At 74.3% G+C, this 15,957-nt stretch carries 15 protein-coding genes; 5 read left to right on the forward strand and 10 right to left on the reverse strand.

The features are described 5' to 3' along the window. Nucleotides 1–126 precede the first annotated feature (126 nt). Nucleotides 127–570 carry a molybdenum cofactor biosynthesis protein MoaE gene (locus ACIGXM_RS07170; protein ID WP_396557736.1) on the reverse strand — a complete coding sequence of 148 codons (444 nt, stop codon included), beginning with the start codon at nucleotides 568–570 and terminating at the stop codon, nucleotides 127–129. Between the two features lie 123 nt (nucleotides 571–693). Beyond that, complete coding sequence (locus tag ACIGXM_RS07175; protein ID WP_396557738.1) at nucleotides 694–1,842, reverse strand: NAD-dependent epimerase/dehydratase family protein; 1,149 nt, start codon at nucleotides 1,840–1,842, stop codon at nucleotides 694–696. A 188-nt stretch (nucleotides 1,843–2,030) separates the two neighbouring features. Here ACIGXM_RS07175 and ACIGXM_RS07180 point away from each other — a divergent pair, with 188 nt between their 5' ends. Together ACIGXM_RS07180 and ACIGXM_RS07185 are read left to right on the forward strand one after the other, a co-directional pair. Continuing rightward, on the forward strand, nucleotides 2,031–3,557 hold the full coding sequence (locus ACIGXM_RS07180; protein WP_396557740.1) for a zinc-dependent metalloprotease: 1,527 nt from the start codon (nucleotides 2,031–2,033) through the stop codon (nucleotides 3,555–3,557). Next, the gene (locus ACIGXM_RS07185) at nucleotides 3,554–4,144 is read left to right on the forward strand and encodes an NUDIX hydrolase (protein ID WP_396557742.1); all 591 of its coding nucleotides are present in this window, start codon (nucleotides 3,554–3,556) and stop codon (nucleotides 4,142–4,144) included. The genes ACIGXM_RS07180 and ACIGXM_RS07185 overlap by 4 nt, the downstream gene beginning before the upstream one ends. A gap of 58 nt (nucleotides 4,145–4,202) precedes the next feature. Here ACIGXM_RS07185 and ACIGXM_RS07190 read toward each other — a convergent pair whose 3' ends face one another. Then, nucleotides 4,203–4,856, reverse strand: coding sequence for a M48 family metallopeptidase (locus tag ACIGXM_RS07190; protein WP_396557744.1), 654 nt, complete (start codon nucleotides 4,854–4,856; stop codon nucleotides 4,203–4,205). A gap of 229 nt (nucleotides 4,857–5,085) precedes the next feature. On the opposite strand from ACIGXM_RS07190, the gene ACIGXM_RS07195 reads away from it, so the two are divergent. Together ACIGXM_RS07195 and ACIGXM_RS07200 are read left to right on the forward strand one after the other, a co-directional pair. Then, nucleotides 5,086–6,156, forward strand: a complete 1,071-nt coding sequence (locus tag ACIGXM_RS07195) for a ThiF family adenylyltransferase (RefSeq protein WP_396557746.1) — start codon at nucleotides 5,086–5,088, stop codon at nucleotides 6,154–6,156. Between the two features lie 173 nt (nucleotides 6,157–6,329). Further along, the gene (locus tag ACIGXM_RS07200) at nucleotides 6,330–7,679 is read left to right on the forward strand and encodes an ABC1 kinase family protein (protein ID WP_396557748.1); all 1,350 of its coding nucleotides are present in this window, start codon (nucleotides 6,330–6,332) and stop codon (nucleotides 7,677–7,679) included. 174 nt (nucleotides 7,680–7,853) lie between these two features. Here the strand turns inward: ACIGXM_RS07200 and ACIGXM_RS07205 are convergent, their stop codons facing one another. The 4 genes from ACIGXM_RS07205 to ACIGXM_RS07220 all read right to left on the reverse strand — a co-directional run bounded on the left by ACIGXM_RS07205 (nucleotide 7,854) and on the right by ACIGXM_RS07220 (nucleotide 11,747). Next, nucleotides 7,854–8,246 (reverse strand): hypothetical protein, encoded by a 393-nt coding sequence (locus tag ACIGXM_RS07205; protein ID WP_396557750.1) that lies wholly within the window; start codon nucleotides 8,244–8,246, stop codon nucleotides 7,854–7,856. Beyond that, nucleotides 8,243–8,617 (reverse strand): WhiB family transcriptional regulator, encoded by a 375-nt coding sequence (locus ACIGXM_RS07210; protein ID WP_396557754.1) that lies wholly within the window; start codon nucleotides 8,615–8,617, stop codon nucleotides 8,243–8,245. The genes ACIGXM_RS07205 and ACIGXM_RS07210 overlap by 4 nt, the downstream gene beginning before the upstream one ends. Before the next feature lie 167 nt (nucleotides 8,618–8,784). Then, nucleotides 8,785–9,243 carry a hypothetical protein gene (locus tag ACIGXM_RS07215; RefSeq protein ID WP_396557756.1) on the reverse strand — a complete coding sequence of 153 codons (459 nt, stop codon included), beginning with the start codon at nucleotides 9,241–9,243 and terminating at the stop codon, nucleotides 8,785–8,787. 230 nt (nucleotides 9,244–9,473) lie between these two features. After that, nucleotides 9,474–11,747 carry an ATP-dependent DNA helicase UvrD2 gene (locus tag ACIGXM_RS07220; RefSeq protein WP_396558353.1) on the reverse strand — a complete coding sequence of 758 codons (2,274 nt, stop codon included), beginning with the start codon at nucleotides 11,745–11,747 and terminating at the stop codon, nucleotides 9,474–9,476. Between the two features lie 345 nt (nucleotides 11,748–12,092). Between ACIGXM_RS07220 and ACIGXM_RS07225 the strand changes: the two genes are divergently transcribed. Further along, on the forward strand, nucleotides 12,093–12,347 hold the full coding sequence (locus ACIGXM_RS07225) for a mycoredoxin (protein WP_396557758.1): 255 nt from the start codon (nucleotides 12,093–12,095) through the stop codon (nucleotides 12,345–12,347). Between the two features lie 65 nt (nucleotides 12,348–12,412). On the opposite strand, the gene ACIGXM_RS07230 is transcribed toward ACIGXM_RS07225, so the two are convergent. The 3 genes from ACIGXM_RS07230 to ACIGXM_RS07240 form a co-directional block, all read right to left on the reverse strand. Next, the gene (locus ACIGXM_RS07230; RefSeq protein ID WP_396557760.1) at nucleotides 12,413–13,219 is read right to left on the reverse strand and encodes a GntR family transcriptional regulator; all 807 of its coding nucleotides are present in this window, start codon (nucleotides 13,217–13,219) and stop codon (nucleotides 12,413–12,415) included. Nucleotides 13,220–13,525: 306 nt separating this feature from the next. Beyond that, nucleotides 13,526–14,467 carry an NAD(+) diphosphatase gene (gene nudC, locus ACIGXM_RS07235; RefSeq protein ID WP_396557762.1) on the reverse strand — a complete coding sequence of 314 codons (942 nt, stop codon included), beginning with the start codon at nucleotides 14,465–14,467 and terminating at the stop codon, nucleotides 13,526–13,528. 67 nt (nucleotides 14,468–14,534) lie between these two features. Beyond that, nucleotides 14,535–15,950: a dipeptidase gene (locus tag ACIGXM_RS07240; protein ID WP_396557764.1), complete on the reverse strand. Its 1,416-nt coding sequence runs from the start codon at nucleotides 15,948–15,950 to the stop codon at nucleotides 14,535–14,537. Nucleotides 15,951–15,957: the final 7 nt, after the last annotated feature.

The following is a 15,957-nucleotide window of genomic DNA, read 5'->3' on the forward strand; positions in this document are numbered from 1 at the left end:
AGCACATTAACCGCCTGGACGGAGAACGGCCGCGGCGCCAACCGGGTTACCACGCCCCGCGTGTCACCACCCCAAGGGCGCATTCGTCGGGCCGGAAGGCCGCCATCCGGGGGACAGCGGGAGCGCTCAGCAGGAACCGGCGCCGACCCACTCCTCCTCGCCGTCGGTGAAGACCTGGTGCTTCCAGATCGGCACCTCGTGCTTGATGTCGTCGATCAGCCTGCGGGCGGCGGCGAAGGCCTCGCCCCGGTGCGGGCAGGAGACCGCGACGATCACCGCCGCGTCGCCGATCTCCAGCCGGCCGACCCGGTGCACCGCGGCCAGCGCCCGGACCGGGAAGTCGGCCACCACCTTCTCCGCGATCCGGCGCATCTCGGCCCCGGCGCTCGGGTGGCAGCTGTACTCCAGGGCGGCCACCGACTTCCCGCCGTCGTGGTCACGGACCGTGCCGACGAAGACGGTGGTGCCACCGGCGGCGTCGTCGCCGACCGCGGCGTGGACCTCGTCGAGGGAGAGCGGGGCCTCCCGGATCGCGAGCAGCCGGATGGGATCGTCGTGGTTCTCGGACATGCCCCCATGATTGCCGATGCCGGCCGGGGCCCGGCAAGAGCCCGCTCGTCCCACGATTCCCGGCCCACGACGGCCCGGACTTGGCGGGTTGTCCAAGTCCGGGCCCCCGGTGGAATCCGGACGCTAGATCCGGCGGCGCTTGCGGGCCCGGCGGACCAGCGCCGCCGTGCCCACCAGGGCCACCGTCGCCCCCGCCGCGCCCAGGCTGGTCGCGGCCTCCTTGCCGCCGAGCCGCCGACCGGCCACCGCGTGCTTGCCCGAGACCTGCTCCAGCAGCTCGGCCAGCACCTCCTCGTTGGTGTACCGCGGCCGCCAGCCCGCCTCGTGCAGCCGGCTGCCGGAGACCACCCAGGGGTACATGGTGTACGCCAGGTCCCCCGCGGGCGCCGGGGTCAGGCCCAGCCGGTGCAGCCGGGCCGCGGTGCCCAGGGCCAGCGAGGCCGGCAGCTCCATCCGCCGGATCCCGGAGAGCTCCTCGACGTCCTCCTGCTCCAGCCAGCCGTCGCAGCCGACCGTCACCTCGCCCTCGACCAGGCCGAGCGCGGCGTACTCCAGCGCCGAGGCCAGGTCGTCCAGGTGGCAGAACTGCCAGCACGGCCGGGAGCCGGCCACCACCAGCAGCCGGGGCGCCTCGAAGTGCCGGGTCAGCACGGTGTCCACGCCCGGCCCGACCACCACGGCCGGCCGCAGCACGGTGACCTGCAGCCCCGGGTGCGCGCGCGGCGCCCGGTGGGCCAGCCGCTCGATCTCCAGCAGGTCGCCGACCAGGCTGGCCTCCTCGGTGGCCCGCAGCTCGGAGTCCTCGGCGAGCGGCACCTCGTTGTCCGCCAGCGCGCCGTAGACCATCGCCGAGGTGCAGAGCACCACCCGGTGCACCCCGGCCGCGGCGGCCGCGGTCAGCACGGTCTGCGCGCCACGCACGTTGTAGGCGCTGCGGGCCCGCGGATCGGACGCCATGCCGAGGTCCATCGCCAGGTGCACCACCACGTCGACCCCGCGCAGCCGCTCGGCCACCACCGGGTCGCGGACGTCCAGCACCCGCCACTGCACTCCGGCCGCCTCACCGCGGCGGTCGTCGATCGCCAGCACCCGGCGGACCCCGGGCGAGTCGACCAGGCGCGCGGCCAGGCGCTCGCCGAGCACCCCGGCGGCGCCGGTGACGGCGACGGTGAGCGGCGGACCGCCGTAGGCTGGGGACGGTGAACCCGGGGTGGCCTGGTCCTCCTCGCCTCCGGTCAGCCCAGAGCGAACGTCCGAGGGCGGGGAACTCACCGGCCATCCTCCACGGTTAGCTTATGTGCGTACGTACGAGTGTCACGTACCGTCCATCCTGCCCGAGGAGAGGGCTCGGCGGTGCACCCGGCGCGGGTGAGCCCGCCCCGAGCCGTCGCCGAGGCCGTTCCCCCACTGCTTTTCCCGCCACTCCAACCGCGTGACGGCCGACCAGATCGAGGACCCCCGTGAGCGACCTCCCCTTCGGATTCGGTGTCCCGCCCGAGGAGCCCGAGGACGGCAAGGACGGCAAGAAGGACGACCAGGGCAAGTCCGACAGCGGGCCCTCGCAGCCGCAGCCCTTCGGCTTCGGCGGCAACCCGCTCGGCGCGCTCTTCGGCATGGGCGGCGCCGGTGGCCCGGGCGGCGACAACCCCTTCGCCGCGATGATGGGCGGCTTCAACCCCAACGACCTGGGCGCCGCGTTCCAGCAGCTCGGCCAGATGCTCTCGTTCGAGGGCGGCCCGGTGAACTGGCAGCTGGCCAAGGACATCGCCCGGCAGACCGTGGTGGCCGAGCCGGCCGAGGGCAAGGCGAAGGACCGCTCGGTGGGCGCCGCCGAGCGCTCCGCGGTCGCCGAGGCGGTCCGGCTGGCCGACCTCTGGCTCGACTCGGCCACCGAGTTCCCGTCCGGTGGTGGCACGGCGGTGGCGTGGAGCCGCGCCGAGTGGATCGAGGCCACCCTGCCGGTCTGGCAGGAGCTGGTGGACCCGGTCGCCGAGCGGGTCGGCAACGCCATGGGCGGCGTGCTGCCCGAGGAGATGCAGGCCATGGCCGGCCCGCTGATGGGCGTGATGCGCTCGATGGGCGGCGCCATGTTCGGCACCCAGATCGGCCAGGCGCTGGGCGCGCTGGCGGCCGAGGTGCTCGGCTCGACCGACGTCGGCCTGCCGCTCGCGCCGGCCGGCAAGGCCGCGCTGCTGCCGCAGAACATCGCCGAGTTCGGCGAGGGCCTGAGCGTGCCGGCCGACGAGGTGCGGCTCTACCTCGCCCTGCGCGAGGCCGCCCACCAGCGGCTCTTCGCCCACGTGCCGTGGCTGCGGGCGCACCTGTTCGGCGCGGTCGAGGCGTACGCCCGGGGCATCAAGGTCGACACCTCCCGGATGGAGGAGTTGATGGGCCGGCTCGACCCGGAGAACCCCGAGGCGCTCCAGGAGGCGCTGTCGAACGGGCTGCTGCAGCCCGAGGACACCCCCGCGCAGAAGGCCGCGCTGGCCCGACTGGAGACGGCGCTCGCGCTGGTCGAGGGCTGGGTGGACGCGGTGGTGCACGCCGCCGCCGAGCCCCACCTGCCGCAGGCCGGTGCCCTGCGCGAGACGCTGCGCCGCCGCCGGGCCTCCGGCGGACCGGCCGAGCAGACCTTCGCCACCCTGGTCGGCCTGGAGCTGCGACCGCGCCGGCTGCGGGACGCCTCGCGGCTGTGGGCCTCGCTGGCCGACGCGCGCGGGCTGGAGGGCCGGGACGCGCTCTGGGAGCACCCCGACATGCTGCCCACCGCCACCGACCTGGACGACCCGGACGGCTTCGTGCACCCGGCGGGCGAGGAGCCGGCCGAGGGCGCGATCGACTTCGGCGCCTTCGACAAGCTGCTGGGCGAGGCCGCCGCGGGCCGCCCGGAGGACTCGGCGGGCTCCGGCGACTCGCACGGCTCCGGCGACTCGGACGGCTCAGCCGGCTCGGACGACGAGGGCAAGGACGGCGGCCCGGCCGCATGAGCCGGGAGACCACCACCGTCACCGATCCGATGCACGCCGACGCGGTGCGGGCGCTGAGCGCCTGGGCACCCGGCGACCCGGCGCAGGACGAGCTGCGGCTGGCCTACCTGGCACACCTCGCGGAGCGTCCGGACGGCCTCTGGCGCGGCTGCCTGCCCGCACACGTCACCGCGTCCGCGCTGGTCGTCGACCCGGCGGCCGGGCGGGTGCTGCTCACCCTGCACCCCAAGGTCGGGCTCTGGCTGCAGACCGGCGGCCACTGCGAGCCGGGCGACGGCACGCTGGCCGGCGGCGCGCTGCGCGAGGCGACCGAGGAGTCCGGGATCGCCGGCCTGACGCTGCTCGCCGGGCCGAACGGCCCGCTGCCGGTCAAGCTCGACCGGCACGAGGTGCACTGCGCCGGCAAGGACCGCCCGGCCAACACCCACCTCGACGTGCAGTACGTCGTGCTGGCTGCGCCCGGCGCCCGCGAGGTGATCAGCGAGGAGTCGCTGGAGCTGCGCTGGTTCGACTACGACGCCCTGCCGGAGCTCACCGACGACTCGGTGCGGGCGCTGGTCGCCCGGGCCCGGGAGCTGACCGCCTGACCGTCCGACCGCCGGGCCGGCCGACCGCCGGCCGTCCGAACGTCGGGCGGCCGGCGCGTCACTCGCAGCCGGTGGGCTCCTCGGCCCCTCCCGCGGCCCGGGCCCCCGGGATGTGCGGCAGCCGGGCGGCCGCCGCCACGCCCTCCAGGTAGCCGCGGGCCCGCTCGGTGCGCGGGTAGGCCTCCAGCAGCTCCCAGAACCGTGGGCCGTGGTCGGGTACCAGCAGGTGGGCCAGCTCGTGCAGCAGCACGTAGTCCAGCACGTACTCCGGCATGCCCTGCAGCCGGTGCGAGAGCCGGATGGTGCGCTCGCTCGGAGTGCAGGAGCCCCAGCGGGAGTTCTGGTTGGTGACCCAGCGGACCTGCTCCGGACGGGCCCGGCCGGCCAGGTAGGCGGCGGAGAGGCGCTGCGCGCGCTGCGCGAGGTCGTCGTCGCCGAGGCTGCGGCGGCTCTCCTGGGCGGCCAGTCGGTCGAGCATCTGGGCGACCCAGCGCTGCTCCTCGGAGGGCGACATCCGGGCCGGGATCAGCACGATGGTCCGATCGCCCTCGCGGTAGGCCGAGACGGTGCGGCTGCGGCGGGCGCTGCGCCGGACCTCCACCGGACCGTGGCCCTGGCCGCGCGCCTGGCCGGACGTCGCGACTCCCGACCCGGCCGCTGGGCGGGCCCGCCGAGGCGACGCCGAGGGCTGGGAGTCCCGTTCGGCTGCCATGGCACACGACGGTACCGGCTGGCTGTGACGGATCACCGGTGCCCTGGCCGAATTGTTGTCAACATCGGTCACGAAGTGACCGACTGATCCGGCCGATCGTCGGATGTTATTCCCAGGGCTGTGGATAACCAGGGCCCCGGTTCCCGCAGTTCGGGCATGCTGATCTCACCCACCGTCCACACGCGCTGCCACAGGGTAGCGAGAAACAAGGGGGGCTCAGATGCGCCCGATGCTCAAGACTGCCCTGTCCCGGGCCTGGCGGGATCCGGAGGTCCTGCAGTTCGGCACCGCGCCCGAGCGGGCCCAGCTGGCCAGCCCGGCCGACGCCCGGTTCTGTGCCTTCCTCGATCTGCTGGACGGCCGGCGGGACGCGGCCGCGGTGGTCGCCGCCGGCGCCGGGCTCGGCCTCGACCCGGAGTACGTCGAGCAGACGCTGCGCTCGCTCACCGAGGCCGGCCTGATGGACGACTCCGCGGTCGCCGAGGCCGAGTTGGCCGGGCTGACCCGGACCAGGCGGGAGTTGCTCGGCCCCGACCTGGCCTCGCTCTCGCTGCTCTACCCGGCGCCCGGCGAGGGGGCCAGGGTGCTGCGCCGGCGGAGCGCGGTCCAGGTCGAGGTGCGCGGCGCCGGCCGGGTCGGGGCGGCGCTGGCCGGCCTGCTGGCGGCCGCCGGGGTGGGCGCGGTCGTGGTGGTCGACCGGGGCCGGGTCGAGGCCGGGGACTGCGCGCCGGGCGGGATCCCGTTCCAGGACATCGGGCGGCTGCGCGGTACGGCGGCCCGGGAGGCGGTCGGGCGGGCCGCCGGAGTGGCGGCACCCGCCCGGGAGGCGGTCCGGGCCGGGCCGCCCGATCTGGTGGTGCTGGCCCCGCGGGACGGCAGCGGCGCCTTCGCGGGGGACGCCCCGCAGGCCCGCGAGTTGATCCGGGCCGGCGTCCCACACCTGTACGTCGGCGTGGTCGAGCACCTGGGCGTGGTCGGTCCGCTGGTGCTGCCCGGCGCCTCGGCCTGCGGCGGCTGCGTGGCGTTGGCCCGGACCGACCGGGACTCCGCCTGGCCCCGGCTGCTCGCCCAGCTGGCGGCCGAGGGGCCCGGCCGTCCCCGGGCGCCGGCCTGTGACGGCGCGGTCGCGGCGAGCGTGGCCGGCCTCGCCTCGCTGCACCTGCTGCTGCACCTGGACGGCGAGCGGCCGCCGAGTGTGGACGGTTGGTGCGAGATCTCCGCGGCCGACGGGATGGTCCGCCGGCTGCGGCTGCCACCGCACACCGACTGCGGCTGCTTCTGGCGCGAGGGCCGCTGGTAGCCGCTCGGGGGGCTGCCCGGAGCTGCCAGGAGCCGCTCCGCACCGGCCGGGTCCGCCAGCCCCCGGGCCACGGCCGGGCCTTGGGAGTGAGCGGGCACAATGGCCTAGTGACCGCCGTCCTCCAGCGCCGCAGCCGCGGCGGCTGCCGGCACACGTTCGATTGGGAGGCCCGGGTGAGCGATCTTCCGCGCAAGGCTGTGACCCGTACCGCAAGACTCGCCGCCCTGCCCCTCGGGATCGCGGGGCGTGCCACGCTCGGGCTCGGCAAGCGGATCGGCGGGCGCTCGGCCGAGGCCGTCTCCGCCGAACTCCAGCAGGCCACCGCGGACCAACTGTTCAAGGTCCTCGGTGAACTCAAGGGCGGCGCGATGAAGTTCGGGCAGGTGCTCTCGGTCTTCGAGGCCGCGCTGCCGGAGGAGGTCGCCGGTCCCTACCGGGCCGCCCTGACGAAACTTCAGGACGCCGCGCCGCCGATGCCGGCCGCCAGCGTGCACGCCGCGCTCGCCGAGCGGCTCGGCGAGGACTGGCGGGCCCACTTCCGCGTCTTCGACGACCGGCCGGCCGCCGCGGCCTCCATCGGCCAGGTGCACCGCGCGGTCTGGCAGGACGGGCGCGAGGTCGCGGTCAAGGTCCAGTACCCGGGCGCGGGCGAGGCGTTGCTCGCCGACCTCGGTCAACTCGGCCGGGTGGCCTGGCTGTTGGGTCCGCTGATCCCGGGGCTGGACATCAAGCCGCTGATCACCGAGCTGCGTGATCGGGTCTCCGAGGAGCTGGACTACGTCCTGGAGGCGGAGGCCCAGCAGTTGCACGCCGACGAGTTCGCCGACGACCCGGACATCGTGGTGCCGCGGGTGGTGGCGCAGGCCGACCAGGTGCTGGTCACCGAGTGGCTCGGCGGGACCCCGCTGGCCGAGGTGATCGCCGGCGGCAGCCAGGCCGAACGCGACCGCGCGGGCCACCTGTTGGCCCGGTTCCTGTTCGCCGGGCCGGCCCGGACCGGCCTGCTGCACGCCGACCCGCACCCGGGCAACTTCCGGCTGTTGAAGGACGACGGTCCGGCGGACGGCTGGCGGCTCGGGGTCCTGGACTTCGGCACGGTCGACCGGCTGCCCGGCGGCCTGCCCACCCCGATCGGTGACTCGCTGCGGATGGCGCTGGCCGGCGACGCGGTGGGCGTGCTGGAGATGCTGCGCGAGGAGGGCTTCGTGAAGCCCTCCATCGAGCTGGACCCGGACGCGGTGCTGGACTACCTGCTGCCGATCATCGAACCGGCCGCGGTGGAGCGCTTCCACTTCACCCGCCCCTGGATGCGGGCCCAGGCGGCCCGGATCGCCGATCCGCGCTCCCCCGCCCACAACCTGGGCAAGCAGCTCAACCTGCCGCCGGACTACCTGCTGATCCACCGGGTCACCCTGAGCACCATCGGGGTGCTCTGCCAGCTCGGCGCGCAGGCCCCGTTCCGGGCCGAGATGCTCGACTGGCTGCCGGGCTTCGCCGCGCCGGAGCAGGCGACGGCGGAGTAGCGCCGGACGCGAGCGGGAGGACACCGGACAGCCCGCCGGCCGGGCTGATCGTTCCTCGGTGGAGCCGGTGGCGCGTCACCACCCGGACGGGGACCGGGCGGTGACGCGCCACCGGGGAGGCGGACGGCGCTGCGTCAACGGGCCTGCGGGCGGCGGCTCCCCGCCGCCCGCGGCTCACAGCACCGCGGCGGCGAGCGCCTTGCGGGCCCGCAGCGAGACGCGCTCGGCGCGCCGCCTCAGCCGGGCCACCCGCACCGCGCTGAGCACCAGGCGTTGGTGCTCAGCCTCGTGGAGGCGTTCTTGCATATGGGCGCGGGCCAGGGATTCCTGCATGAGATGCATTTCGAGGGTCCTGTTCTGGGCGGAGAGTTCGGAGGTCTGCTCGGTGCGGGCGCGGTGCCCTGCGGTGATGGCCATGTGGTGGTGGTCCTGCTCGCGACTGGTCGGGTAGGTGGACTGGAGTGCGGCATCGGCACGGGCGACGGCGATGCGGACGGAGTGGCGCAGTGCGTCGTCCGCCGGGGGGCATTCCCGGGGGACGGAAGCTGCTCGGAGTGCGGGGATCACGCCACGACCTCGGTCTTGCGCGGACGGCCCCGCGGCCGCTTCCGGGCCACCACGACGCCCTGCACGAAGAGCTCGCCGCCCCAGACGCCCCACGGCTCGCGGCGGTCGAGGGCGCCGGCCAGGCAGGCCTCCTTCACCGGGCAGGTGCCGCAGAGGGACTTCGCGTACTCGACGTCGGCCGGGGTCTCGGCGAAGAAGACCTCGGGGTCGAAGGCACGGCAGGGGATGGTGGCGCCGAGTGCCTCGGCGTCGTCGAGCGCGGTGATCTGCATGAGAGAGCCTTCCGGAGGAGGGGGGAACGGAGCGGGGGCTGCCTTGGTCGGCGTTGTGGGCGGTACGGACGGGAGGGGCGGTGTGGTGACCGTGGACACTGGTTGCGTCTTCCTCGTCTGGAGTTCTGGTTCCGGTCCAGCCGACTGGTGGGCTGGACCGGAGGCCCCGAGGGGCCTGGTGGTCTGTCGTACCGGACAAAACAGAAGGGCCGCGGATCCCGGTATCGGGTTCCGCGGCCCTGGAAAGGTGCCGACCTGAGGGTGCCTCAGGTTCGCTCTCTCCAGGGTTCAGGCCCGCGGAAGGCCCTGTTCCGGATTGCCTCGGCGCCCATGAAGGCGGCCTTGGCCTGCTTGATCAGCTGCTCGTCCTGCTTCTCGGCTCCGGCACCGATGACCTGCAGATAGGCGCCGTGTTCGGCCTCCATCCGCGCTGCCTTCGGTGCCTTGGTCGGTCGACCGGCACGCAGCACGTGCGCGAAATCGACGTCGACCGAGACCCATCCGAGGGACAGACCGGTCTCGACACCCGTGCCCGTGCCACTACCGGTGGCGACATCACTGCCGACGGCACCGGGGAAGCAGACAACGCTGGCGTCGAGGCCCAGACCGCCGCGGACACCGGAGAACGACATGCCGAGCGCGGAGACACCCGCGAACGGCAGACGCACGGAAGCGGCAACGGCAGTCTGGCCAGTCAGGTCGGTGTTCATCTTCGTGGTCTCCACTGTCATCGCCTCCTCTCGGCGTCTCGCGGTGCCCAGTCCCCCGGGCTCCGGTGTTCGGATGTGGTCGGTCAAGCAGTCCTGCGGTCGAACGGTGCTGCGATGGAGCTTTGTTGCGCAGGAGAAAGCCAGGTCAGGAGTGCTCCTGATCGGCTCGCGGTCGCGTCCCCTTGACCGCTCCGGCAGGCTATTGCGCACCGCGTACGGCGCGCAAACTATTTTTCCGGCGAGTTTCAGGAGTACTCGGAAGAGTCACCCGGGGCATCGCCCGACGGGCCGTCCACCGGCTGGGGCGAACGGTCCGTGGGAGCCTCGCCCGGGAGGACGTCCACGGCCGCGGCCTGGTCGTCGTCCTCCTCCGGTTCTTCCCCCGCGCACAACGAGAGCACGGCGGACCCGTATTTGTCCAGCTTGAGCGCGCCGACCCCGGAGATCCGGGACAGCTCGGCGGTGCTGGCCGGGACGTCCTCGGCGATCGCCATCAGGGTCGCGTCGGTGAAGACCACGTAGGCCGGCGCACCCTGCTTCTTCGCCTGCCGGGCCCGCCACTCGCGCAACCGCTCGAACAGCCCCTCGTCCATCGAGGAGGGGCAGTCCTCACAGCGGCGCAGCTTGCGCTCGACCGCCTCGGTCAGGGTGCGCCCACAGACCCGGCACTTGACCGGGCCCCGCGCCCGACGACCCGCCGCACGCTCCCCGCCGGCCTCCACGCTCCCCCGTGCGGCGGCGCCGCCGGAGCGGGCGCCGGGGGCACCGGAGCCCGGCCGCAGGCCGTCCAGGAAGCGGGAGGGCTTGCGGCTCGCCCGGCCGCCCGGGGAGCGGGCCGGCGCCCAGGAGAGCGTGAGGTGCACCCGGGCCCGGGTCACCCCGACGTAGAGCAGCCGGCGCTCCTCCTCCAGCTGCTCGTCGGTCTTGGCGTAGATGATCGGCAGGGTGCCCTCGGTCAGGCCCACCAGGAAGACGGCGTCCCACTCCAGGCCCTTGGCGGCGTGCAGCGAGGCCAGCGTGACGCCCTCCACCGCCGGCGCGTGCTGGGCGGCGGCCCGGGCGTCCAGCTCGGCGACGTAGGCGGCCAGGTCGGCCGGCTCGCCCGCCGAACGCCGCCCGGTCTCGAACTCCTCGGCCAACCGGACCAGCGCGGCCAGCGACTCCCAGCGCTCCCGGACCGCGCCGGACCCGGCCGGCGGGGTGGCGGTGAAGCCGCGGGTGGCCAGCACCGCCCGGACCTGGGCGGCCAGGTCCGGCGCGTCGGCGGTCAGCGGGTCGCTGCCGGCCCGGGCCGCGCCCCGCAGCAGCAGCCCGGCCTCGCGCACCTCCGGCCGCTCGAAGAACCGCTCGGCGCCCTTGAGCTGGTACGGCAGCCCGAGGTCGGCCAGCGCCTGCTCGTAGACCTCGGACTGGCCGTTGGTGCGGAACAGCACGGCGATCTCGCTGGCCCGACAGCCGCCGTTCTCGGGCCCCCGCGCGAGCAGCTCCTTGATCCGGTGCGCGGTGCCCTCGGCCTCGGCGGGCTCGTCCGCGTACTCGACGTAGAGCGGCTCGGGGCCGGGATCGCGCTGTGAGACCAGCTCCAGCCGGTGCCGGGCCGCCTCGCCGCGGGCCTGCGCGAGCAGCCCGTTGGCCAGCCGGACCACCTGCGGGGTGGAGCGGTAGTCGCGGACCAGCTTGACCACCGTGGCGTCGGGGTGCCGGGTCCGGAAGTTCAGCAGGTGGTCGGGGGTGGCGCCGGTGAAGGAGTAGATGGTCTGGCTGGCGTCGCCGACCACGCAGAGGCTGCCCGCCCCACCGGAGCCGCTGCCCAGACCCGTCCACTGGTCCAGCAGCCGCTGCTGGAGCGGGGAGACGTCCTGGTACTCGTCCACCGTGAAGTGGCGGTACTGGGCGCGCACCCGCTCGGCAATCTCCGGGCGGTCCTCCAGGATCGCCGCGGTGAGCAGCAGCACGTCCTCGAAGTCGATGACGTTGCGGTCGCGCTTGGTCTGCTCGTAGGTGGCGTAGACCCGGGCGATCTCGGCCGGGTCCCGGGGGGCGTCGCGGCCGGCCTTGACCACCGCGACCGGGTAGTCGTCCGGCACGATCTGGGTGACCTTGGCCCACTCGATCTCGCTGGTGAGGTCGCGCAGCTCGGTGCGCTGCACGCGCAGGCCGGTCCGCCCGGCGGCCTCGGCGACCAGCTGGACCTTGCGCTCCAGCAGCCGCGGCACCTCGCCGCCGACCGCGCGCGGCCAGAAGTACTGGAGCTGGCGCAGCGCGGCGGCGTGGAAGGTCCGGGCCTGCACGCCGTCCGCGCCGAGCTGGCGCAGCCGGCCCCGCATCTCGCCGGCGGCCCGGGCGGTGAAGGTGACGGCCAGCACCTGCTGGGGCTGGAAGACGCCGCTGCGCACCCCGTAGGCGATCCGGTGGGTGATCGCCCGGGTCTTGCCGGTGCCGGCGCCGGCCAGCACGCAGACCGGGCCGTGCAGGGCGGTGGCGACCGCCCGCTGCTCCGGGTCGAGGCCGGCCAGCACCGCGTCCGGGTCGGCCGGCCGACCGCCGTACCCGGCGTAGCCACCGGACGGCCCGCCGCCGGACAGGCCGGGGAGGTGCTGGGTACCGTACGCGTCGCCGGTCTGGAGCTCTTCCTGCATGCGGTCCATCCTCTCAGCCCGCCGGGTGGTCCCGGGCCGGTCCGGTCGCCGGGACCGGGTGCGCGACATCCTGGCAGGTCCGGACCGGAGCCCGTCGCCGACTGTCCACAGGCCCGGTACGACCATCGGCCTGGCAGGATTGCGGGGACTCCCTGGAATCACCCGGCCACCCGCCGCGTTGTGCAGCAGGACAGCCGCCCCCACCCTCGCGAAGGAGATTGTTCGATGACCGGCAGCGTCACGATGTACAGCACCACCTGGTGCGGCTACTGCCAGCGACTGAAGAGCCAGCTGGACCGCGAGGGGATCGGCTACACCGAGATCAACATCGAGAGCGACCCGGAGTCGGCGACCTTCGTCGAGTCGGTGAACAACGGCAACCAGACCGTCCCCACCGTTCTGGTGACCGCCCCCGGCGGCGCCCGGACCGTGATGACCAACCCCAGCCTCCGCCAGGTCCAGGCCGCCCTGGTCGCCTGAGCCCCAGCGAGCCCGGCCCCCGCCGGGGCCGGGCCTCGGCGCGCCCCCGGCCGGTCAGGGGCCGGTCAGGGGCCGGAGCGGGCGGTCAGTTCGCCCAGGCCGTAGACCAGCCGGCAGCGGTCGGCCGAGTAACGGGTCTCGATCACCCGGACCGGGCCGCGGCCGTCGTAGGTCACCCGGGTCTGCACCAGCAGCGGCACGCCGGGGCCGCCCTGGAACCACTGGGCCTCCTCCGGACCGGGCATCCGGGAGACCAGCTGGTCCACCGCGCCGATCTCGGTCCGGCCCAGCTCGACCAGCACCTGCTCGTCCCCGCCCGGCACCGGATCGGGCTCCATCAACGCGGTTCCCGCCGCCAGCCCGGCCCGGTAGTGGCTCTCCTCGATCGAGTACGGCTCCCGGTCCATCAGCCGCAGCTGGCGGCGGACCACCACCGCCTCGCCCGGCCGCAGCCCGAGCCGCTGCGCGACGTCCACCCGGGCCCGGACGATCAGCATCTCGAAGTCCACCGTGAGCGACCGGCCGGCCCGGTCCGCCTCGACCGCGTAGACCTCACTGGGCGCGGCCAGGCTGCTCCGCTGGGCCGGCAGCAGCCCAACGCCCGGCACCGGTTCGAAGGCACAGTGGTCGAGCACCGGGTGCTCCTTCAGATAGGTGCCCTTGCCCTGCAGCCGGACCAGGCGCCCCTCGTTGACCAGCACGTCCACCGCCAGCCGGACGGTGTTGCGGGCCACGCCGTACTGCTGCTCCAGCTCGGACTCCACCGGCAGCGGAACGTCGCTGCGCCACTCGCCGGCCGCGATCCGCCTGCGCAGATCGGCGGCCAGTCGCTGGTACTTGGGGGACGGAACGCTTCCTCTGGAGATGGTCACACGGGGAATGTAGCGATTCGGGTTCCGCCCTTTCAGCTGAACGGGCCAATATTGGCCAGGATTGCGGATTGCGCGAGCGACCGCACCGACCCCTCGATCAATCGTCGCCGAAATCATTCCAACCACCCGTGTCGAGGTCCGGCCCGCACCCGGCCGGGCGGCCCTGACCAGGGCGGCTACGCGGCACTGATTGGCCGGAATTCTTCCTGGACACGGGACCGGCCCCGGACCGGGCCGATCATTCACGACCGGCAAAAGCCGGGAGGGGCGCACGGAAATTCCCGCACGCCCCTCCCGATAATCCGGCTACCAGCGCGCGGCCGACGGCAGCGGTTCGCCGTACCAGCGCTCGACCAGGTACCGCGCGATCGAGATCCCGGACGGCGGCAGGATCTCGCCCGACTCCATCCCGGCCCGCAGGTCCTCCCGGGAGAACCAGCGCGCCTCGGCCAGCTCCTCGCCGTCCACGGTGATCGTGGTACCGCCCGGCGCCGCCTTCCCGCTGAAGCCCAGCATCAGGCTCGCCGGGAACGGCCACGGCTGGCTGGCCACGTAGCCGACCTCGGCCACCCGCACCCCGGCCTCCTCGAGGACCTCACGGGCCACCGCCTGCTCGATCGACTCGCCCGGCTCAACGAAGCCGGCCAGGGTGGACCAGCGGCCCTCCGGCCAGATCGCCTGCCGGCCCAGCAGGCAGCGGTCCTCCTCGTCCGTGATCACCATGATCACCGCCGGGTCGGTCCGCGGGTAGTGCTCGGCGGCGCAGGAGGTGCAGCGCCGCAGGTGCCCGGCACCGGCCTTCTCGGTCGGGTGGCCGCAGCGCGAGCAGAAGCTGTGCAGCCGGTGCCAGTGCTCCAGCGCGACCGCGTGCACCAGCAACCCGGCGTCCCGGTCCGAGAGGGTGCCACCGACCTCGCGCAGCCCGGCCGGCCGGGCGTCGCCGTCCAGCCGGCCCGGCAGCGTCTCGCCGGCCAGCGCGAAGTACGACACGCCGTCCTCGTCGGTGCCGAGGAAGTACCGGTCGCCCTCGGTCGGCGCCTCGAAGGAGGGCAGCAGCACCAGCTCGGTGCCGGTCGCGGTGTCCACCACGAAGGCCTCGCCGCCGGAGATCGGCAGCACCTTGGTGCTGGGGTGGCTCCAGGCGGCGGCCAGCCACGGCTCGTCCAGCCGGTGCTCGGCGGCCCGGTCCACCCCGGCCCGGGCGAGCGGGAGCCGCAGCGGAAGTCCGGTCTCTGGCGTGGTGCTCATGATGGTCTGTCCCCGATCACAGTGGGCCCGATCACAGCTGGTAAGGGTGGACGCCTGGCCGGCGCCGTCAGTTCGCATCGGCCGCGGCGGGCCGGAAGTGCTCCGCGAGGTCGCCCCAAAGGTATGCGGAGGCCTCCACCCCCTTGCGCAGCAGGCCGATCTCGACCTTCTCGTTGATCGAGTGCCAGCCGTCCGAGGGGACCGAGATGCCCAGGAAGAGCACCGGGGCACCGAGCACCTCGGCCAGGTCGGCGGCCGGGCCGGAGCCGCCCTCACGGGTGAACAGGATCTCCTGGCCGAAGGCCCGGCCCATCGCCCGCACGGTGGACTGCAGCGCCGGGTGGTCCAGCGGGGTCAGGCAGGGCCGGCTGGCGCCCTTGAAGACGATCTCGGACCGGACACCGGCCGGGATCCGCGCCTCGATCCACTCCCGGACCAGCTGCTGGATCTTCTCCACCCGCTGCCCGGCGACCAGCCGGAAGGACAGCTTGAGGTGCGCCTCGGCCGGCACGATGGTCTTCCGGCCGGGGCCGGTGTAGCCGCCCCAGACGCCGTTGACCTCGGCGGTGGGCCGGGCCCAGATCCGCTCCAGGGTGCTGTAGCCGGCCTCGCCCTGGGTGCCGTGCGACTTGGCCACCCGCAGCCACTGCTCCTCGTCGAACGGCAGCCGGGCGAAGAGCTCGCGCTCGCGCTCGGTCAGCTCGATCACGTCGTCGTAGAACCCGGGGATGTCCACCCGGCGCTCCGCGTCGTGCAGCGCCGCCGCCAGCTCGGCCGCCACCGTGGCGGGGTTGGGCACGGCACCGCCGAACGAGCCGGAGTGGATGTCGCTGTCCGGACCGTACAGGTCGACCTGGCAGTCGGTGATGCCCCGCATGCCGGTGCAGACGGTCGGGGTGGTCTCGTTCCACATCCCGGTGTCCGAGACGAAGACCGCGTCGGCGGCCAGCCGGTCGGCCTCCCGGCGCAGCAGCGCGCCGAAGTTGGGCGAGCCGGACTCCTCCTCGCCCTCGACCAGCAGCTTGAGGTTGACGGCCGGCGCGGTCCGGCCGGTGGCCGCCAGGTGCGCCCGCAGGCCGAGGGTGTGGAAGAACACCTGGCCCTTGTCGTCGGCCGCGCCCCGGGCGTACAGCCGGTCCCCGACGGTCACCGGCTCGAAGGGCTCGGTGTCCCAGCCGTCCTCCTTGGCCGCCGGCTGGACGTCGTGGTGCCCGTAGACCAGCACGGTGGGCGCCCCGGGCTCGCCGGAGGGCCACTCGGCGAAGACCGCCGGCAGCCCGTCCGTCTCCCACACCTCGGCCACCGGGAACCCGGTCTCCCGCAGCTTCGCGGCCAGCCACTCGGCGGAGCGGCGGACGTCCTGGGCCCGGTCCGGGTCGGCGGAGACGGAGGGGATGCGCAGCCAGTCGGCGAGATCGGCGAGGAACGCGGCCTGGTGCTGGTCGAGGTAGGAGCGGACGACGCTGTCCGGGGTTTTCGTCATACGGACG

This window comes from Kitasatospora sp. NPDC052896, assembly GCF_044547075.1.
GTDB lineage: Bacteria > Actinomycetota > Actinomycetes > Streptomycetales > Streptomycetaceae > Kitasatospora.

Coding starts and splice junctions, on each gene's coding strand:
- ACIGXM_RS07195 (WP_396557746.1), top strand. CDS start 5,086: ATGCTCAAGACTGCCCTGTCCCGGGCCTGGCGGGATCCGGAGGTCCTG.
- ACIGXM_RS07170 (WP_396557736.1), bottom strand. CDS start 570: ATGTCCGAGAACCACGACGATCCCATCCGGCTGCTCGCGATCCGGGAG.
- ACIGXM_RS07240 (WP_396557764.1), bottom strand. CDS start 15,950: ATGACGAAAACCCCGGACAGCGTCGTCCGCTCCTACCTCGACCAGCAC.
- nudC (WP_396557762.1), bottom strand. CDS start 14,467: ATGAGCACCACGCCAGAGACCGGACTTCCGCTGCGGCTCCCGCTCGCC.
- ACIGXM_RS07190 (WP_396557744.1), bottom strand. CDS start 4,856: ATGGCAGCCGAACGGGACTCCCAGCCCTCGGCGTCGCCTCGGCGGGCC.
- ACIGXM_RS07185 (WP_396557742.1), top strand. CDS start 3,554: ATGAGCCGGGAGACCACCACCGTCACCGATCCGATGCACGCCGACGCG.
- ACIGXM_RS07225 (WP_396557758.1), top strand. CDS start 12,093: ATGACCGGCAGCGTCACGATGTACAGCACCACCTGGTGCGGCTACTGC.